The sequence below is a fragment of the Neobacillus drentensis NBRC 102427 genome, assembly GCF_001591445.1.
Taxonomy (GTDB): Bacteria; Bacillota; Bacilli; order Bacillales; family Cytobacillaceae; genus Neobacillus; species Neobacillus drentensis.
In genome coordinates, this window is record NZ_BCUX01000042.1 from 24,392 (window position 1) to 43,253 (window position 18,862).

Consider the following 18,862-nt stretch of genomic DNA (forward strand, 5'->3'; position numbering starts at 1 on the left):
TTAATAGGCGGAGAAAATTTACGTTGGAGAGGGTCTAGCTATGATCTGAAATTTCACTAATTGTGTGGTTATTTAAGAATCGAAAAATAGGCGGCAAAATGGTAAGAATGCTAATTAATCTAAGTGATTGAACGGCTACGACAAAAGTAGTGTCGGCATGGAGGGCAATCGCCGTAGTTGCCATCTCAGCAACCCCTCCTGGTGCAAAGGCAAGCAGGCAAGTTACAAAAGTAATATTTGTCATTTCAGATATTAGAAAAGAGAAGGCCAACATAGAAACAATTAAGCATAGAGAACTAAGCAGACCAACAATAATTGTTTGTCCTAGTCCTTTGAACATAGCAAAATTCACTCGAGAACCAATATTAGTTCCAATTAAAACTTGGGCGATGATAATGATTTCTTGCGGCCAGTAAGCAAGGCCAACAATGTCACCAATAAAAAGAGGGCAAATTAAATGAAAAATTCCTGCTCCAATCATACTCCCCACAAGCCAGGGGGCAGGCATTTTTATTCTTTTTCCTGCCTTAGCACCCAAGCATCCTCCAATAATTAGAATTCCGGTATGAAGCAAGGCATTAGAAGAAAGGGGACCTTGGGTACTTTTTGTGGCAATCATGACGGAGGGGGAATTAACTACTCCGGATATAAAAGGTATTAAACTTATCACAAGTAACACCCGTATTGTTTGAACAATACTCACGATAAAGGCATTGGCACCAACTTCATCAGCAATGGTGGGCATAGCGGAAATCCCGCCCGGGGTCGTACCAAAAAGGCTGGTCATCATATTTACGCTGCTGAACCGCCATAACATGATCCCTGAGAGTATTGCCATGGTAATGGAAGAAATCAGCATGATAATAATAATTAAGAAATAATCTTCCATTGTATCCATGATTGATAAATTGAAGGTTTGGCCTAATTGAATACCTATAATCAATTGCCCGATTTGGGGCCATAATGGGTGTAATCCGTTTTTCTCTCTTTGGAATTTTAACCTTTTCAAACGCAAACTGGATAGGACGCTTGCTAGAAATAAACTACCCAACATCCATGCCATTGGGATACCAGAATAAGATAGAGTCATGCCACCAAGCGCACTGAGCAGAATATAGAGAATGTTTTGTTTTAATGGTTGAAGTTTTTGCATGATGGATTATCTACATCCTTTGTTGTATTCACTAATTGTTTACTATTTCCAAAATAATGTTTTGTTAGTCAAAATAATTAAAATCAAAAAAGCCAGTCCGCCTTAATAGTAGGGGACTGGCTTGATTCTATAGAATTACAAATACATAGAATAGGGCGGCCAACACTATCCGGTAATATGCAAAAATTGTTAGACCGATTTTTTCTATTAATTTAAGGAACAAGACTGCTACAAACATTGCTACAACAAATGCAGCGATAAAACCGATCGAGAACAAGGGAATGTCGCTTGTATGTAAAAAATGCAAACTCTTAATTAAATCTAAACCTGTTGCACCCACCATAATAGGAAGTGCAATTAAAAAGGAAAATTCAGCTGCCGTTTTATGATTTGCTCCAGCTAATAATCCACCTGATATTGTGGATCCTGAACGAGAAAAACCAGGTACTACCGCTAAGCATTGAAATAGTCCAATGATTAAAGCTTGCTTGTAACTCAATTCATCAACAGTGTTAGAAGTGAAATTCCCATGTTTTTTTTCTGCAAAAATCATCAAAATTGCTCCCGCAACAAGGCTGATAACTACAACCTTGGGTGAAAAAAGTTGAGTTTTAATAAAGTCATGTAACAATAGCCCTGCAAATGCAGCAGGTATTACCCCTAATATAATATGTATGGCATCTAATTTCTTTTCTGGTTTTCGAATCGTACTGAAATTTAATAGAGAAAGGTATCTTTTCCAATATAACACTAAAATAGCAAGCATCGAACCAAGTTGTATAATTACTTCAAAGGTATTCGCTTTTTGTCCTTTAAAACCTAACAAATTACCCACTAAAATCAAGTGACCTGTAGATGATACAGGTAAAAATTCTGTTAATCCCTCAACGATTCCCAATATAAAGGCGATGATATGTTCGTTCATGTTTTTCCTTCTTCCCTTCATATGTTTCTTGGTTTGCTTTCAAGAAGATACTGCTCCTTTTCTAAAGAGAATACAAAAAATTCGTTTCTCTGTTTAAGAAAGTATAGTATCAATAGTTTTTTTATTTCAAGTTCAAACAAAAAAAATTACACAAATTTAACATGTAATTTGGAATAATTGCTCGGAGGTTGAGAAGAAAGTAATTCTTCTCCTTCAACAGAAAACAGTAAAGAATGAATTAACTCTTACTAAATGGACATTTAAGTTAATTTTTGAAATCGTCAAGATTTTGGCAACCTTTGTGGGAGAAACAACGCGGACTTCCTAAATGATTTAACTTGGATTTGGATGGGTATCCTTATTTAGAGAATAATATTAAGTTGTGGGAAACCACTATAAAGAAAGGAAATTATATATGCAAGAAAACCAAAATAAAATGAATATTTTACTTACCAAAGTGCCACAAGTGACGATATTCTTTTGGATCATCAAAATTTTGTGTACAACTGTTGGTGAAACATTTGCTGATTTTATCAATTTCAACATTGGACTTGGTTTAACTTTTACTACCATTATCATGGGAGCTGCATTTTTTATTGCATTGTTTTTTCAATTTAAAGCAAGTAAATATGTTCCACTGATTTACTGGGTAACAGTAGTTCTTATAAGTGTATTTGGAACATTGGTAACGGATAACTTGACAGATAATATGGGCGTACCACTTGAGGGTAGCACAGTTGTTTTCTCGGTGCTACTAGGACTGACTTTTCTATTATGGTATCTTAGTGAAAAAACACTATCGATCCACTCGATTTTTACTAGAAAAAGAGAAGTTTTCTACTGGCTTACGATCCTTTTCACGTTTGCACTTGGAACAGCGGTTGGCGATTTATATTCCGAACAACTTGGTTTTGGTTATCTTAACACAGGAATTGGCGTTGTAATTATTATTGCTCTTGTGTTCTTAGCTTATAAAGTTTTAAAACTTGACGGAGTATTAGCTTTTTGGATTGCGTATATTTTAACTCGCCCGCTTGGAGCGTCAATTGGAGATTATCTATCTCAATCAAAAGTTAATGGCGGATTAGGACTTGGGACAACCGTTACGAGTGTGATTTTTCTGATTGCTATTTTAGCGATCATCGTTTTCCTTGCCGTTTCAAAAATTGATACAAATGCTCAAAGTGATTTAGCGGAAACAAACCAAAGAAATGCCAATAAGAAACATGTGCTAACACAAACGATTGTTGTACTCGTAATTTTCTTAGTTGTAGGTATAGGTGGTTATAACTGGCGCAGTAATAATCTTGCATCACAAGGTGCTGCAGGGCAAGCTACATTAGCAGGTCAATTAAACGATTTTGTTAAAATTGAAAATGATATACTAAACGCTGTGAACAAAAATGACTTTGCTTCAGCGAAAAAAGGGGCAGATGAATTAGAACATCAATGGGACACGCAGGAACCTAAGCTTCGAAACATCGATGGCGCTACATGGACGAAAATAGATGGAACAATTGATGTTGTATTAGCAGCAGTTCGTTCATCGAATCCTGATGTAAACAAGAGTAAAACAGCACTTAACAATTCACTTAGTACCATAGACGCAGCAAATAAATAATCATCTTAGGAATCGCCAAGCGCGGTTCCTTTTTAAAGAGAACTTTTATTACCGTTAGTGCAGTAAGCATCGCTGCAATAGGAGCTTCGGTCTCTTTTTTTTCTAGAAAAGATTCGATTTTAGGGTCAGTACCCGGGTGCATTAAAGCTTTACTTTACCGGGGGACTGACCCCATTTTCATCCTTAACATTTGGATGATACCATGCACAAAAGCCAAAAACCGCCGTTAGATAATCAACGGCGGTTTCTTCTTAAAACTTACTTTCCTGCTAATTGAGCTTTTTTCTGTTCAACCGCCTTAAGATCAAAGCGGTCAGCATTCATTACTTTAACCCAGGCAGCGATAAAGTCACGGACAAACTTTTCTTTGTTATCATCTTGAGCATATACTTCTGCAATGGAACGTAGGACGGAGTTTGAACCAAATACGAGGTCCACTCGAGTCGCTGTACGTACCACTTCACCTGTTTTGCGATCGCGACCTTCATAGACAACTTCATCTACAGGTTTCCACGCCACGCCCATGTCAAGCAAGTTAACAAAGAAGTCATTCGTAAGTTGACCGACAGAATCGGTGAATACTCCGTGTGCTGTGCCGCCATAGTTTGTACCCAGAACACGCAGACCACCAATAAGAACGGTCATTTCCGGTGCAGTAAGGTTTAAAAGTTGAGCTTTATCGATTAGCAGCTCTTCTGGACTTACACTGAACTGCTGCTTTTGATAATTGCGGAAACCATCAGCGGCAGGCTCCAGCACGTCAAAGCTTTCTGCATCTGTTTGTTCTTGGCTTGCATCACCGCGCCCAGGGGCAAACGGAACTTTTACATCAAAGCCTGCCTCTTGGGCCGCTTTTTCGATTGCGGCACAACCGCCAAGTACAATCAAATCGGCCAAGCTGACTTCTTTTTCGAATTCCTTTTGAATGCCTTCTAGCACCTGAAGCACTTGTGCTAGTTGTTCTGGCTGATTGACTTCCCAATCCTTCTGTGGAGAAAGCCGGATGCGGGCACCATTAGCACCTCCACGATGGTCAGAGCCGCGATAGGTACTTGCAGAAGCCCAAGCCGTGGTTACTAGCTTGCTAACTGTTAATCCTGAGTCTAAGATTTTCGCTTTAAGCTCGGCAATATCCGCATCTGTTAAAGCATAATTACCAGCCGGTACAGGATCCTGCCAGACGAAATCTTCTTCTGGAACTTCCGGACCGAGATATCTTGCTTTAGGACCCATGTCACGGTGTAACAGTTTGAACCAGGCACGGGCGAATGCATCGGCAAATTCATTTGGATTCTCATAGAAACGACGCCCAATCTTCTCATAGCTAGGATCATGACGCAAAGCCATATCAGCCGTGGTCATCATCGTTGGCACTTTAATCGATGAATCTTCTGCATCTGGGGCAAGATGCTCCTCAGCAGGGTCGACAATCAGCCACTGCCATGCACCTGCAGGACTCTTTGTCAGCCACCATTCATAGCCATATAATAGCTCAAAGTAACCATTATCCCACTGTGTTGGGTTCGCGGTCCAAGCACCTTCAATACCGCTCGTGATTGTGTCACGGCCTTTGCCGGAACCGTAGGAGTTGATCCAGCCTAAGCCTTGTGCTTCAATTGGAGCAGCCTCTGGCTCTCGACCAACATGAGAGGCGTCACCTGCACCATGGGCCTTACCGAATGTGTGACCTCCGGCAATGAGGGCCACTGTTTCTTCATCGTTCATTCCCATTCGGGCAAAGGTTTCACGAATGTCCTTGGCACTTGCAACAGGATCTGGCTTGCCGTTTGGACCTTCCGGGTTCACATAGATAAGTCCCATTTGAACAGCAGCAAGTGGATTCTCAAGGTCACGTTCGCCTGTGTAACGATTATCACCGAGCCATTCCGTCTCAGTACCCCAATAAATGTCTTCTTCTGGATGCCAAATGTCTGCTCGTCCTGCTCCAAAACCGATTGTCGGGCCACCCATGTCTTCAATCGCGACATTACCGGCTAGTAAAAACAAGTCGGCCCATGAAATCTTGTTCCCATACTTTTGCTTAACTGGCCAGAGAAGTCGTCGGGCTTTATCCAAGCTGGTATTGTCAGGCCAGCTGTTAAGCGGAGCAAAACGCTGGTTGCCAGTGCCGCCGCCACCGCGGCCATCCCCAGAACGGTACGTACCGGCAGCGTGCCATGACATACGGATAAAGAATGGACCATAATGGCCATAATCAGCAGGCCACCAATCTTGACTGGTTGTCATGAGATCACGAAGGTCCTGCTTAAGCTTAGTGTAGTCTAACTTTTTAAATTCCTCTGTATAATCAAAGTCTTCTCCCATTGGGTTCGATTTTCTGTCATGCTGACGGAGGATATTCAAGTTTAACGCGTTGGGCCACCATTCCCGATTGGTCGTACCACTTGATTTAACACTAGTCGCACCGCCGTGAAACGGGCATCCCTCGATGTTGCCATTTTGTTTAGCATCCATATTTTTTATCTCTCCTTTTATGTAAATTTATTTATATATAATTATGTATCTAGTAAAAAACTTAGATACTGTAATTAAAATAATTATCAAATAGTATTTATAATAATTATTATATAGTTATTATAATAAATTACTAAAAATAAAAAGTCTAGAAAAATGAGGTTGAAAAATATTTACAGTAACAAGAAGAGAGATCATGGTGTTGAAAGGGAATACAGAATTTTGAAGTTTCATAGGTGTATAGTGAGTAAAATTTAAGAAGAATAATTGGAAGATAAATAGAAATGAATGAAAAAGATGTTTCGAGAATTTGCCTATATTACCATTATAATGAAGTATATTGTTAGTGGGCAAGTTATATGAGTACATAAAGAGAAATCTCTTGGCATATGTTCACGAAATTTAAATATTCATCACTAGCCAGCAGCCTATGTCAACTGAAAAAAAGTCATATAATGAAGTTAATAGTTACTGGATTTTTTCATATAAATGGATTTGGCAAGTAATGAAGCATCTTGTCATTACGAGGGGGGAGAAAGTCCTCGAAAATCAAAAAAATGATGCAAAAATTCAATGGCTGACCAAACCGAAAGTCGTTTGGAGGTTTGCCAGTTCGATGTTTAATAAGAGGGATATTTTTAATTAATTAGGATGAAGGAATTAAATGGCATAAAAACAGCGAAATCTTTAAGGTTTGGGGACTGACTCATTCTTAGATTTCCTAACTATGGATAAATTCACTACCAGGAGGAAAATTAAGGATAGCTTTTATAGGGAGGACTTATTTTGACAGAGAACAAAAAGGTGAATGCTTCAAACGAACAAGACGTAAAATGGGAGACCTTGACTACACGCCAGGGCCATCCCGTGATGGATAACCAAAACATCCGTACCATTGGTAATCGTGGCCCAGCGACACTTGAGAATTACCATTTTATTGAAAAAATTTCCCATTTTGATCGGGAAGAGGTCCCAGAACGTGTGGTCCATGCACGAGGATCGGGAGCATTTGGTTATTTTGAAACATACGGAAAAGTGGGAGATGAGCCGGTAGAGAAGTATACACGCGCGAAAGTATTCTCTGGTGCTGGGAAAAAAACACCGTTAATGGTGCGTTTCTCCACAGTCGCAGGTGCGAAAGATTCGCCGGAAACAGCACGTGATCCACGTGGTTTTGCGGTGAAAATGTATACGGAAGATGGGAATTGGGACCTGGTTGGGAATAATTTGAAAATTTTCTTTATCCGTGATGCGATGAAGTTCCCTGATATGATTCACGCATTTAAGGCTGATCCAGCATCGAACGTGCCGAATCCCCAGCGGATGTTTGACTTCGTATCCCGTACACCTGAAGCAACGCATATGATTACATTCCTATTTTCTCCATGGGGGATTCCAGCAACATACCGCCATATGCAGGGCTCTGGTGTAAACACCTATAAATGGGTAAATGAAAAAGGCGAGGCGGTGTTGGTGAAGTATCACTGGGAGCCGAAGCAAGGAATTCGTAACCTAACACAAGAAGAGGCAAACGCAATTCAAGCGAAGAACGTGGGTCATGCGACACAGGATTTATATGAAGCGATTGAGCGAGGTGAATATCCTGAATGGGAGCTCTTTGTGCAGATCATGACCGACGATTACCATCCAGAACTGGATTTTGATCCACTCGATGATACAAAGCTTTGGCCAGAGGATCAGTTCCCATGGTTACCGGTGGGGCGCATGGTCCTTGATCGGAATCCCGTTGATTTTCATGCGGATATTGAGCAAGCCGCCTTTGGTACAGGGGTTCTGGTTGATGGAATGGACTTTTCAGACGATAAAATGCTTCAGGGGCGTACGTTCTCTTACTCTGATACGCAGCGCTATCGTGTAGGTGCGAACTATCTGAGTCTGCCGGTGAACGCACCGAAAGCACCAGTTCGCACGAATCAGCATCGCGGCCAAATGGATTTTCGTAACCCAAAAGAATCTGGAGAAGACCCACATATTAACTATGAGCCATCGATGCTCGGCGGCTATAAGGAAGAAAATAAAGAAAATCGAGCACCGCACCACCCATTATATAATGCGGCAGCAATGAGCGCGCCCATTGATCGTCCTAACAACTACGGACAAGCGGGCCACACGTATCGAAGCTTGGATGATTGGGAGCGCGAAGAATTAATCAAAAACTTGTCCGAAGCGCTGGCAATATGTGACAAACGAATTCAGGATGCCATGATTCATCATTTCACACAAGCCGATGAAGAATATGGCCGCCGTGTGAAGGAAGGGATCGAACAGGTAATGTATGAAATCCAAGAAATGAAGAAGGAAGATCAACTTCCAGGCCGTGAAGCTGGGAAATCGAAATTTGGTCAAGGGACAATTGCGGCCAATGAAGCAACAGTAGAGGCTGTGAAGAAAGGGCACGAAGCTGACCCTTATTAATGTTAGCAAGTTATTTTTAATACCATTTATTCATTGCAAAATCTACCTCGCAAAAAAACCGTCGTCAAATCAACGGCGGTTTCTTCATAATTCGCAATATGTTCACGAAATATAAGTATTTATCATGTGTCAGCAGCCTATTTCCACTGAAAAAAAGTCATTTCACACTAACTGGAATGGTGCTGTTCTATTTACATAAATAATCTTACTTACTTTAGTACGGTTCACTGTAACTCATCTAAATAAGGTTTTAACTGCCACGCCTTACGGACAAAATAGGAATAATCTCTTTTGTATACCTTCCAAAACTTCTTTCGGCATTTCCCTGACCTTAAGATCACCACCTAGGAAAAGCAGCCAATTGGTTATTTCGGCCATTTCTTCTGCGTTATTAACATTGATAAAAGTCTTCAAAACGGCTGTGGTTTGGTAAGGATTTGTATAGGAAATGGAAACTTTTAAAGGATGGTATTTTTTGAACTGGGCAATCGCCTTTGGGCCGAGTTCAAGGACAAGATTGATTTCTTTTTCGTTCTTACTTAGTTTTTCCAAAATCTTTTTCTCACTTAGTCTTTGCTTTGTAGAGTATGGTTCTACATTGGTGAGATTGTCGACAGGAAAAATGAGTTGCTTCTCCCCTATTAAGTCAAAACCTTCAATCAGCCAAAAGCTTTTTTCACGATACAGGTGTAAGAGATAAATGGGATAAGACTTTATTACTTTCTCTTCCTCCATAGTAATCAATAAATAACGATCCAACAGCAGGAGTTGGATTAGTTTTTCTAACATCGGATGGGGAAGGTCTGATAGATCAAGCAGGTCAGGATTATGGGGGTTGGTCCCTTCAAAAAGCAAGATTTGATTTAACAGAACGAGGGTCTCTTGCTGGTTTTCTGAGATGAGGCCAAGTAATTTTTCAGCTAACGACTGACGACTCTTTAGATAGGGGAGTTGTTGATTTCTTGTCGCCATAAAGGCTATAAAAAGTGCTTTGATTTCATTATCGGTAAAACGAACTGTGGGCAGAACAGAGTTATTCATGACAAAATAACCCCCATCCCTTCCTACTTCAGCGACTAGCGGCATCCCCATGGCTTCAATTTCTCTGATATCCCGAATCGCTGTCGAACGAGAGATGTTAAATTCCTGCATAATTTCAGTAATGGTAAAGTGGGCACGGTTGTTGATATACCGCATGATGGTATTAATCCGTTCAACTTTTTTCATCGTGACCTCCAAAACAGTATCATTTTTTGACATGATTTAAGGCTATTATAAACTCATCAAGTGAAAAGACAAATCATTTGAATTCAATTTTAAAAAAAGGAAGGTTTTGAATATGACAAATTATACTATAGAAGAAAAAGACAGCTTTACTGTGTTAGGTTTTGGTACGGATCTTAAGAGCGATTACACGGACTATGCCGGCATAACCAAGGAAAAGTCAGACTTTTGGCAGGCCGTCAAACAAGATGGCAGGCTTGATACGTTAAAGTCCGTAGCCACAAATGACTACATTTTTGCCGTGAACGAAGCAGTGAATAACAAGATGATGCATTATGCCGGCGTTATGACAGAGACATCCCTGCCAGAGGCAACCCGAATGATCCAATTTCCCAAAGGGGAATACCTAGTTGTCAAAGGGGAAGGGAATACTGCTGAAGAGGTGAGCAATATGCTTACTGGCATTGCATTCGGTCAAGTTTTGCCAGAAGTAAAGGACTTTGCCTATGTTGGTGGTCCAAATACAACCGTTGAGATGGGGCAGCGAAACGGTTTGGTATTTGGTGAAATGTGGATTCCAGTGGTTAGGAAATAAGGAGGGCTGGAAATGTCCTATATCGTTGATTTTAAAAATGTATCTACGGTGGTACTAACAGTTATTAGAAAATTTTCCAAAATGTAATAAATTGTACAATAAATATGGTAGAAAAAATTCTGATAAATAGTATGATAGACATAGAAGTGCTCTCCTATGTCTATTTTTTATCACAGAAATATGCACGAGATTTTTTATATATTAGGTTCAAACGAAATGAAAAGGATGCTTTCAGAGTTAGAAAGGGAGGGCCAAGATGTCAAAGAAAGAGAATGAACAGGCGATAACTTATACGGGCATTATTCTAAATCCATGTATGAATGCGTCAATGATCCTGGACGAGCTCATGCGTAAATTTCAATCGGCCAAACGTTATTTGCGTGAACGCATCTTTGATGGATTGGACCGCAAGCAAGCAGTAGCTAAAGCAAAACCACTCTTTTTGAATAACTCTCGCTATATGAGGGATGCTTTTCTTGATGCAGAAAGTTCGATTTCTTCGCAAACGGAATTGTTGCCTTTGTATATTGAGCAATATAAAACCTCGATACAAAAAATCGAAAAGAAGATAGAAAAACTTCAAAAATCCACCCTGTCAAATAAGAAAGATCTTATTTTGAATAAGCAGTCCCGGATCAAAAAGTTAACCAAGAAAATGAACTACTATCTTTTCCACCTCCAAAACGGCAGTATTCCTAAAGTAATCGATGGGACGAAGAAAAGGCTAACCCTTTTAAAAAAACATAAAATCACCAAACAAGAGTGGATGGATTCACGAACTAACGCCCTTTTTTCGCGCGGTGAGACCTCCAAAGGCGGAAATGAAAATATCAAATTATGCTACATACAAGACCGTTCCGTAGAAATGAATGTGTTAAATCCTTTATCCTCCAAAAGAAATGACCGTTTATGTTTTGTCGTTCAATTCCCCGAAAAATACATCATGACGATTCTTACCAACCTTTCAATTGGAAAAGCCTATAGTGTTCGAATCTTACGCGAAGACGGAAAATATTATGTCCATCTAACCTTCATTCAGAAATTAAATTCCTCCTATGATTTCTCAAAAGGCTGTGCAGGCATGGATATCAATCCAGACAATTTAGCTGTTACCATCGTTTATCCCAACGGAAATTTTCGTACAAGTAAAGTATTTTGGATGAAGGATGTCAATAGTGTTTCTTCTACCAAACGCGATTGGATGATAGGAAATGCGGTTACTTCTGCAATCGATTGGGTGAAGTCGAATGGGATTGAAGTACTGGCCATTGAAGACTTATACTTCAAAAATGACTTAAGTAAAAATACAAAATTCAACCGTATGAGCAGTAACTTTGTTTATCGCAAAATCATTACCACCATAATTTCAAAATGTATAAAAGAAGACGTATCTCTTGCGAACGTTCCTGCCTACTATTCTTCCTTAATCGGACGAGTGAAATATCAAAAAACGTACGGACTTTCCATTCACCAAAGTGCAGCCCTCGTATTAGCACGACGTGCCATGGGTTTTAATGAAAAGATTCCAAACCAGTTGATGTCAGTCCTTTTTGCCGTGGAAGCAAAAAAGGGGCATCAGGTAAGTGATTTATTTAAACATTGGAAGAAAGTTCAAACCTGGATTTCTGGCATTAAAGATCAGGTCTATCATAGCCATGAGCAGTATAAGCATTGGTTTATCGATGACTTTGTTAACTATGCCAACATGCAAGAAGCGTAAGGAACTTTTTAAGCCTTTATTTTAGTACGGACATTCATTTGAATGTGAAAATTCCTAAGGAAGGATTGCCGTAAGAGGATAAAGGTAGCTCGGGTAACTCCTGCCCTATGGTGTGCTCAGGAAAGAGACCGAAAGACATAGGTGTTCGTAAGAAGGCTAAACCCTAGACCAGCGAAGGGTTGGACAATGTCTTTACTTGAGAATCTAAGGCAAATATTACGATTTGTTACGATTTGAAGGAGCTGGGGTTAGAGTCTTCACCAGTCGCAGAAGCTCTTGCTGGTTTACGTGCGAATGAAGCCCGTTACTTTATGAATAAATACAAGCATGAATGTACGGTAGAACCCGCTAGCGAAAGCCAGGAGACCCTTGATTATGTAAACCAAATTTTGAAAGAACGTGATATTGAGTTTGCGGCCAAACCTTTAGAAACGTCGCTTTTTCAAGTGGAAAATATTAAATGGGCCTACGTTTTTTACGAGGATGGTCTTAGTGTCAACGCCTTGTATACGATTGATGACCCGAAGAAGCGGGCAGTTGGTTTTAAGCTTTCTGAGGGGATGGAGGTACCAAAGGAGTTAGAGGGGAAGTTTAAGTTTGCCAGGCAGAAGTCTAAACTAGCTGGTACGATTCGGGGTTCGTTTTTTGTCATTAAAGGAGAATATTAACGTAAACAAATACAACAATACATGAAACAGCACTCTCTATCAAATAGAGGGTGCTGTTTCTTTTGGATGGAGGATTACTGCCATACATAGCCAGTTTTTTATTTCTAAGGGATATATTGGTAGATATTATGAACTTTTTAGAATTTTGATAAAGAAAAATTACTATTTTTGTATAATAAAAAAGTTAGTTATTAAATCATGAGGAGATTTGATATGAAAGTAACATTATTTACAACCTGTATTGTTGATTTTATGGCAATGAATGTCGGTAAAGCCACTGTTGAATTACTTGAAGGTCTGGGACATGAGATCGATTACCCTAAGAACCAAACATGTTGCGGGCAACCTACATACAACACTGGATACGTAGAGAAAACAAAAAACACAATGAAGCACTTTATCGAAACGTTTGAACATGCTGAAGTGATTGTTTCCCCTTCAGGTTCTTGTGTGTCATTTGTAAAAGAGTATCCACATATTTTTGCTGAGGATAAAGAATGGAAAGAAAGAGCGGAAAAAGTGGTAGCAAAAACATATGAATTATCTCAATTTCTAATTGAAGTTATTAATATTGAAAACTTTTCTGCGAAACTTCCTGGAAAGGCTGTTTACCACCACAACTGCCATACTTCAAGATTTTTACAAGTAAAAGAACAGCCATTAACACTTCTTTCGAAAGTAGAAGGTCTAGAATTAGTAGATTTCCACAATTCGGGCAAGTGTTGCGGGTTTGGTGGTACCTTCTCTGTTAAAATGGGGGAAATTTCAGCTGAAGTTGCTGATGAAAAAGCAAGGTACATCCAAGAAGCTAACCCTGATTATTTGATAGGTGCAGACTTTGCTTGTCTAATGAATATTGGTGGACGGTTAAGTAGACTTGGATCAAATATTAAAGTCATGCATATTGCTGAAGTGCTAAATTCTAAATAGTAAGGAGAGCCAAAATGGGAATTAAGATTAATGACCAAAGTTTTGAGAAAAATCTTGAAAAGAATCTAAACGATGATTTCATGCGTGCTGCAATGGTGAAAGCTCAAGATCTAATTAGTAATAATAGAAAGAACGTGCTATCACAATTGGGAGATGGGAATTTCCCTGAGTGGCAAAAACTATCAGGAGAAGTTCGTGCCCACGTTCTTGAAAACTTAGATTTCTACTTACATCAGTTCTCTGAAAACGTCATCAAAAATGGAGGTAACGTATTTTTTGCAAAGGATGCTAAAGAAGCCTCTCAGTATGTTACTAATCTAGCAATAGAAAGAGGCGTTAAAAAAGTTGTAAAAGCAAAATCGATGGTTACAGAGGAAATTGGACTTAACCATAAATTGATGGATGCTGGGGTAGATGTAAAAGAAACTGACTTAGCTGAATACATATTGCAATTAGATGACTGGAATCCACCTTCACATATGGTAGTGCCATCTTTACATTTAAACAAAACCCAAATTCGTGATGTTTTTGCCAAGAATGGATATACTGGCAAAGATTTGCCAGAAGACTTAGCTGCATTTGCCCGTGCTCAACTGCGTAATGAGTATGTAACGGCTGATATGGGAATTTACGGATGTAACTTTGCAATTGCTGAATCTGGAGCGATCACATTAATCAGTAATGAAGGAAATATCGATCTTTGTACATCAGCACCTGAGTTACAGGTAGCTGTAATGGGTATGGAACGTATTGTCGCTACCTATGAAGATGCAGATATCTGTATTAGCTTATTAGCTAGAAGTGCAGTAGGGGCAAAAAGTACAAGCTATACGACATTTGTAAACGGGATTACTGAAGAAGGTGCTGCGGATGGTGCTAAAGAATTTCATGTGGTGATCGTTGATAATGGACGTTCTGAAGTATTAAAGTCTCAATTCAAAGAAGTATTACAATGTATGCGCTGTGCTGCATGTTTAAATGCCTGTCCAGTATATCGGCAAGTTGGTGGACACTCTTATAATGCTATCTATTCTGGACCACTTGGCGTTGTATTAACGCCACTACTCGCCGGCTATGATGACTTCAAAGAACTTCCATATATGTGTTCACTTTGCGGTGAGTGTACAGAAGTTTGTCCATCTAATATCCCTTTACATAAATTAATTCATGAGCACAAGCGTGTATTAGCTGAAGAAAAGAAGGCTTCTGCATTCTGGGGTGCGAGTATGTCTGGAGCAGGTATGGTTCTAAGCCGTCCTTGGATGTACAAGCTAGGAACAAGTGTTGCGCCATTAATGACAAAACCATTGATGGTAGATGGAAAAATTAAAAAAGGCGTTAGTGTTCTTAAAGGCTGGACAGACAAACGTGACTTGCCTGCATTGGAAAAAACACGTTTCAGAGATTGGTATGAATCTAGAAGTAAAGGAGGAAATAAATAATGATAAAAGGACAAATTTTAAATAGAGAGTCATTTATTTCTAACCTTTCAAACATACTTGGTCGAGAAATGCCAAAAGAGGTTGTGCATCCTGAATTATCAAGCAAACCTCAGCTTGAAATTTATAAAGGCTTTACTCAAGCACAATTAGCTGAAGAATTCCATAAGAATGCTCAAGTTAACAAAGCTGGTTCGGGTGGTAAGATTGATTCCTTAATTATTGAGAAAAAAGATCTTGCAAAAACTGTAGCTGAGAAACTAGTTGAACATGGAACAGGCCCAATTATCGCTTGGAACGATGAGCGTTTTGCAGAATGGGGTCTACATGATGTGCTGAAAGATGCGTATGTTTGGGCTGATGAGAAAGGCCGTGAAAATGTAGATAAGGCATTGAATGCGTCATATGGCGTGTGTATCAGTGATCTTTCACTTGCTGAAACAGCTTCTTACACGGTCATTGATAAGTTGGGAAAAGGAAGATCGTCAAACTTCCTGCCTTTAAACTATGTTTGTATTGTACCGCAAAGTACAATTGTTCCTCGTTTAACACAAGGAATGCAAAAACTTCATGAAATGTCAAAGGAAGGAATAAATCCTGCAGCCATAAACTTTATTTGCGGTTCAAGTAGTTCCTCTGACATTGAGTTAAACAAGGTATGGGGAGTACATGGACCTGTTCGTTTATCTTATATCATTGTTTCTGATTTATAAGGTGAAACTTCCATCAGTGGGGGGCTTCATCCCCCGCTGATGGTTAGTTGAACCAATCGGACCTTTACGGGCAGTTTATCCCCCACCTACCTTTTTTGTATACTCGGAATCTTGAGGTGGGGGTATTACTGCCCGTTAAGGTGGGATAAGCTATTAAATTATGAGTTCCAGAATCCTTATTAATATTTTATGTTTAATAAACGAACCATTATTATAATGAAATAATTAGTTTTTTGACGAAACATAACGAAAATCTAAAGAATTAATATGTAAATTATGTGGACGGAAGTTATCATAATGATGTTATGTAAACTAAATATGAACTTTAATAATCCCTTAAACTAATGTTTAAGGGAAGTTTTTTTATTATTCATTTTTTTCATTTTATTCACTTTAGCGAAAGGAATAAAGTAATCTCATCGATCATTATCTAGATAAATCATTTTCCAATCTTGATCTAAGTCAATTAATAATAATAATTATTATCATATAATGAGTGGAAATAAACGGGTGATCCTTTTTATTTAATGAATTTTGAGAAGAGGAAGAATATGCGCGCTCTAGTATTTCAAGGATATTTATGGGGATATATTTTAAGTAAAGCAAACAAAACATTTACGATCAATAAATTAAAAAAAGCCGGTAAGAACATTGAAAAACTAGAACTCATTAATAAGTTGATATTAAAATGTACAAAAAGGTTGGTTAAAATTTCAGGTGCAGACGTAACAGTTACAGGAATAGCAAATGTCCCATTAGATGAGCCAGTATTATATGTTGGGAACCATCAGAGTACCATGGATATTCCAATTTTATATTCAACAGCACCACAAACGATGGCGTTTGTAGCTAAAAAGGAAATGGAGAAGATTCCTTTATTGGGATATTGGATGAAAGAGAGGGGCTGTGTGTTTATCGATAGGGATAATGCGCGCAATTCCTTGAAGGCTATAAACCAAGCGATTGAAAACTTAAAACTGGGTCATTCAATGGCCATTTTCCCAGAAGGTACAAGGAGTAGAGGTCCGCAAGTGGGAGATTTTAAAACTGGTAGTTTAAGAATCGCCATGAAATCGGGAGTTAAAGTTATTCCTGTTTCCATCAAAGATTCTTATAAATTAACAGAGAAAAAAGGGGAGAATACAAATACGAAAGTCACTATCCATTATTCAGATGCACTAGATCCAAACACCTTTAAAGATACAAACGAACTAGCCGAAGCAGTTCTAGCTCAAATTAAAAAACATTTATAATATGGGTGTTTTGTTCTTGGAGGAGAATATGGTTATGGTTCCTCTGGCCATCAAGGGGAGTGCCTGACACCATCCAGGAAATTGGTTGGTGTCAGGCACTTTTGTGTCTTTTCATTGACATTCGGGCGAAACGGTTATAGGATTACTATTAATTAAATATTGAATATTTAACTTTCTTATCAAGAGAGGTGGAGGGACTGGCCCTTTGATACCTCAGCAGCAGCCTTTATTAGGGACTGTGCTAATTCCAGAAGCGTAAAGCTTGAAGATAAGAAGAGTCAGAAGCAATCATGCCAAAACCTCTTCTTATTTTATTTAAGAAGAGGTTTTTTTATTGAGCACAATAAAAACTTGGAAATACTAGAATAGGAGTGGATTGAATTGACAAAAACATTAATTAAAGCACCATTTAAAGCGGATCACGTAGGAAGTTTTTTGAGACCAGAGCGATTAAAGAGAGCGCGTTTACAAAAACAAAATGGGGAAATCAGCGCAGAACAATTACGTTTAATCGAGAATGAAGAAATCATTCGCCTTGTAAAAAAGCAAAAAGAAGTCGGTTTACAGGCTGTAACGGATGGGGAATTAAGACGAGCATGGTGGCACTTTGATTTTCTCTCAGGTCTTGAAGGTGTGGAATTTATCGAAACAGAAAAAGGGCTGCAATTTAATGGAGTTGAAACAAGGGCACATGGTGTAAAAGTAACAGGGAAGATTGATTTTGACAACCATCCAATGCTAGAGGATTATAAATTTTTACATAGTATTGCAGGGGACCATGTGGCGAAATTTACAATTCCAAGTCCGAATATGTTAATTGCGCGCGGTCAGGGGATAGGTGAAGTCTATGATAGTCATGAAGAATTTGTCGGCGATTTGATCCATGCATACCAAAAAGCTGTTCAAGCCTTTTATAATGCCGGCTGCCGTTATTTGCAATTAGATGATACCTCGTGGGCATCGTTATTCTCTGAGCAAGGCAGAGACAAACTGAAGAAGGATGGTCATGATCCAGAAACAATAGCCCAAACATATGCTAGAGCCATTAATGAGTCCATTGTGAACAAACCTGAAGATATGGTCATTACCATGCATATCTGTCGGGGAAACTTCCAATCTACTTATACATCTTCCGGTGGATATGATGCTGCTTCTGAAATTATTTTTGGAGGATTACAGGTGGATGGCTTATTCCTTGAGTTTGATGATGAGCGTTCTGGTGGCTTTGAACCGCTTCGCCATGTCAAACGAGATGATATTCAAATTGTCTTAGGATTAATCACATCTAAATTCGGTAAGCTGGAAGATCCAGAAAAAATAAAAGCTAGAATAAAAGAAGCAAATCAATATGTTTCTTTGGACCAGCTTTGCCTAAGCCCCCAATGTGGTTTCGCATCTACTGAAGAAGGAAACCGTTTAACGGATGAACAGCAATGGGACAAAGTACGCCATGTTATTCGGATCGCAAATGACGTTTGGCAATAAATTAACAAACCCAAAATCAGGGTCAGTCTCCATCTATTAATACTATTAAAAAGCATGATTTAATCGTCCTTAATCGAGTAACCAGCCAAAGTAAAATAAGCGGAGATTTTCCGGTTAAATGCAAAATAGAGCTTGTTTCGGGGAATATAAGCGGAGGTTTTCCGGTTATGCAAAGAAAAATCCGCCATTTTTGAATTTTTCGAGTCAATAGGCGGAATCTCTCCG

Annotated in this window: 16 protein-coding genes and 1 riboswitch; of the genes, 11 read left to right on the forward strand and 5 right to left on the reverse strand. The window is 39.1% G+C overall.

The features are described 5' to 3' along the window. Window positions 1-34: 34 nt before the first annotated feature. Complete coding sequence (locus BDR01S_RS18245) at window positions 35-1,153, reverse strand: AbrB family transcriptional regulator (protein WP_066255555.1); 1,119 nt, start codon at window positions 1,151-1,153, stop codon at window positions 35-37. Between the two features lie 127 nt (window positions 1,154-1,280). After that, on the reverse strand, window positions 1,281-2,078 hold the full coding sequence (bacA, locus tag BDR01S_RS18250) for an undecaprenyl-diphosphate phosphatase (RefSeq protein ID WP_066255552.1): 798 nt from the start codon (window positions 2,076-2,078) through the stop codon (window positions 1,281-1,283). A 436-nt stretch (window positions 2,079-2,514) separates the two neighbouring features. On the opposite strand from bacA, the gene BDR01S_RS18255 reads away from it, so the two are divergent. Then, on the forward strand, window positions 2,515-3,699 hold the full coding sequence (locus BDR01S_RS18255) for a COG4705 family protein (protein WP_235846608.1): 1,185 nt from the start codon (window positions 2,515-2,517) through the stop codon (window positions 3,697-3,699). Here the strand turns inward: BDR01S_RS18255 and BDR01S_RS25865 are convergent. Beyond that, a complete protein-coding gene (locus BDR01S_RS25865) occupies window positions 3,671-3,841 on the reverse strand; it encodes a hypothetical protein (RefSeq protein ID WP_169801459.1) in 171 nt (56 codons plus the stop codon). The genes BDR01S_RS18255 and BDR01S_RS25865 overlap by 29 nt on opposite strands. 116 nt (window positions 3,842-3,957) lie before the next feature. Continuing rightward, window positions 3,958-6,174: a catalase/peroxidase HPI gene (katG, locus tag BDR01S_RS18260; RefSeq protein WP_066255545.1), complete on the reverse strand. Its 2,217-nt coding sequence runs from the start codon at window positions 6,172-6,174 to the stop codon at window positions 3,958-3,960. Between the two features lie 430 nt (window positions 6,175-6,604). Here katG and BDR01S_RS25870 point away from each other — a divergent pair, with 430 nt between their 5' ends. Together BDR01S_RS25870 and BDR01S_RS18265 are read left to right on the forward strand one after the other, a co-directional pair. Then, entirely contained in the window at window positions 6,605-6,820 is a 216-nt protein-coding gene (locus tag BDR01S_RS25870; protein WP_157412998.1) for a hypothetical protein, read from the forward strand. 140 nt (window positions 6,821-6,960) lie between these two features. After that, window positions 6,961-8,610 (forward strand): catalase, encoded by a 1,650-nt coding sequence (locus tag BDR01S_RS18265; RefSeq protein WP_066255542.1) that lies wholly within the window; start codon window positions 6,961-6,963, stop codon window positions 8,608-8,610. Window positions 8,611-8,874: 264 nt separating this feature from the next. On the opposite strand, the gene BDR01S_RS18270 is transcribed toward BDR01S_RS18265, so the two are convergent. Next, a complete protein-coding gene (locus BDR01S_RS18270; protein ID WP_066255539.1) occupies window positions 8,875-9,837 on the reverse strand; it encodes a helix-turn-helix transcriptional regulator in 963 nt (320 codons plus the stop codon). Window positions 9,838-9,949: 112 nt separating this feature from the next. Here BDR01S_RS18270 and BDR01S_RS18275 point away from each other — a divergent pair, with 112 nt between their 5' ends. From BDR01S_RS18275 to BDR01S_RS18310, 8 genes are all read left to right on the forward strand, one after another. Next, window positions 9,950-10,429, forward strand: a complete 480-nt coding sequence (locus tag BDR01S_RS18275; RefSeq protein WP_066255535.1) for a GyrI-like domain-containing protein — start codon at window positions 9,950-9,952, stop codon at window positions 10,427-10,429. A gap of 256 nt (window positions 10,430-10,685) precedes the next feature. Continuing rightward, window positions 10,686-12,149, forward strand: coding sequence for an SSO2105 N-terminal domain-containing protein (locus BDR01S_RS18280; protein ID WP_066255532.1), 1,464 nt, complete (start codon window positions 10,686-10,688; stop codon window positions 12,147-12,149). A 233-nt stretch (window positions 12,150-12,382) separates the two neighbouring features. Then, complete coding sequence (locus tag BDR01S_RS18285; protein WP_235846609.1) at window positions 12,383-12,817, forward strand: DUF8821 family protein; 435 nt, start codon at window positions 12,383-12,385, stop codon at window positions 12,815-12,817. A gap of 213 nt (window positions 12,818-13,030) precedes the next feature. After that, entirely contained in the window at window positions 13,031-13,747 is a 717-nt protein-coding gene (locus tag BDR01S_RS18290; protein ID WP_066255529.1) for a (Fe-S)-binding protein, read from the forward strand. Window positions 13,748-13,761: 14 nt separating this feature from the next. Beyond that, window positions 13,762-15,189: a LutB/LldF family L-lactate oxidation iron-sulfur protein gene (locus BDR01S_RS18295; RefSeq protein ID WP_066255527.1), complete on the forward strand. Its 1,428-nt coding sequence runs from the start codon at window positions 13,762-13,764 to the stop codon at window positions 15,187-15,189. Continuing rightward, window positions 15,189-15,899 (forward strand): LutC/YkgG family protein, encoded by a 711-nt coding sequence (locus BDR01S_RS18300; RefSeq protein WP_066255524.1) that lies wholly within the window; start codon window positions 15,189-15,191, stop codon window positions 15,897-15,899. The genes BDR01S_RS18295 and BDR01S_RS18300 overlap by 1 nt, the downstream gene beginning before the upstream one ends. Before the next feature lie 551 nt (window positions 15,900-16,450). Then, window positions 16,451-17,152: a lysophospholipid acyltransferase family protein gene (locus BDR01S_RS18305; RefSeq protein ID WP_066255521.1), complete on the forward strand. Its 702-nt coding sequence runs from the start codon at window positions 16,451-16,453 to the stop codon at window positions 17,150-17,152. A 173-nt stretch (window positions 17,153-17,325) separates the two neighbouring features. Beyond that, window positions 17,326-17,427, forward strand: a riboswitch (SAM riboswitch). 106 nt (window positions 17,428-17,533) lie between these two features. Next, complete coding sequence (locus BDR01S_RS18310; RefSeq protein ID WP_066255519.1) at window positions 17,534-18,637, forward strand: 5-methyltetrahydropteroyltriglutamate--homocysteine S-methyltransferase; 1,104 nt, start codon at window positions 17,534-17,536, stop codon at window positions 18,635-18,637. The last annotated feature ends 225 nt before the right edge of the window (window positions 18,638-18,862 follow it).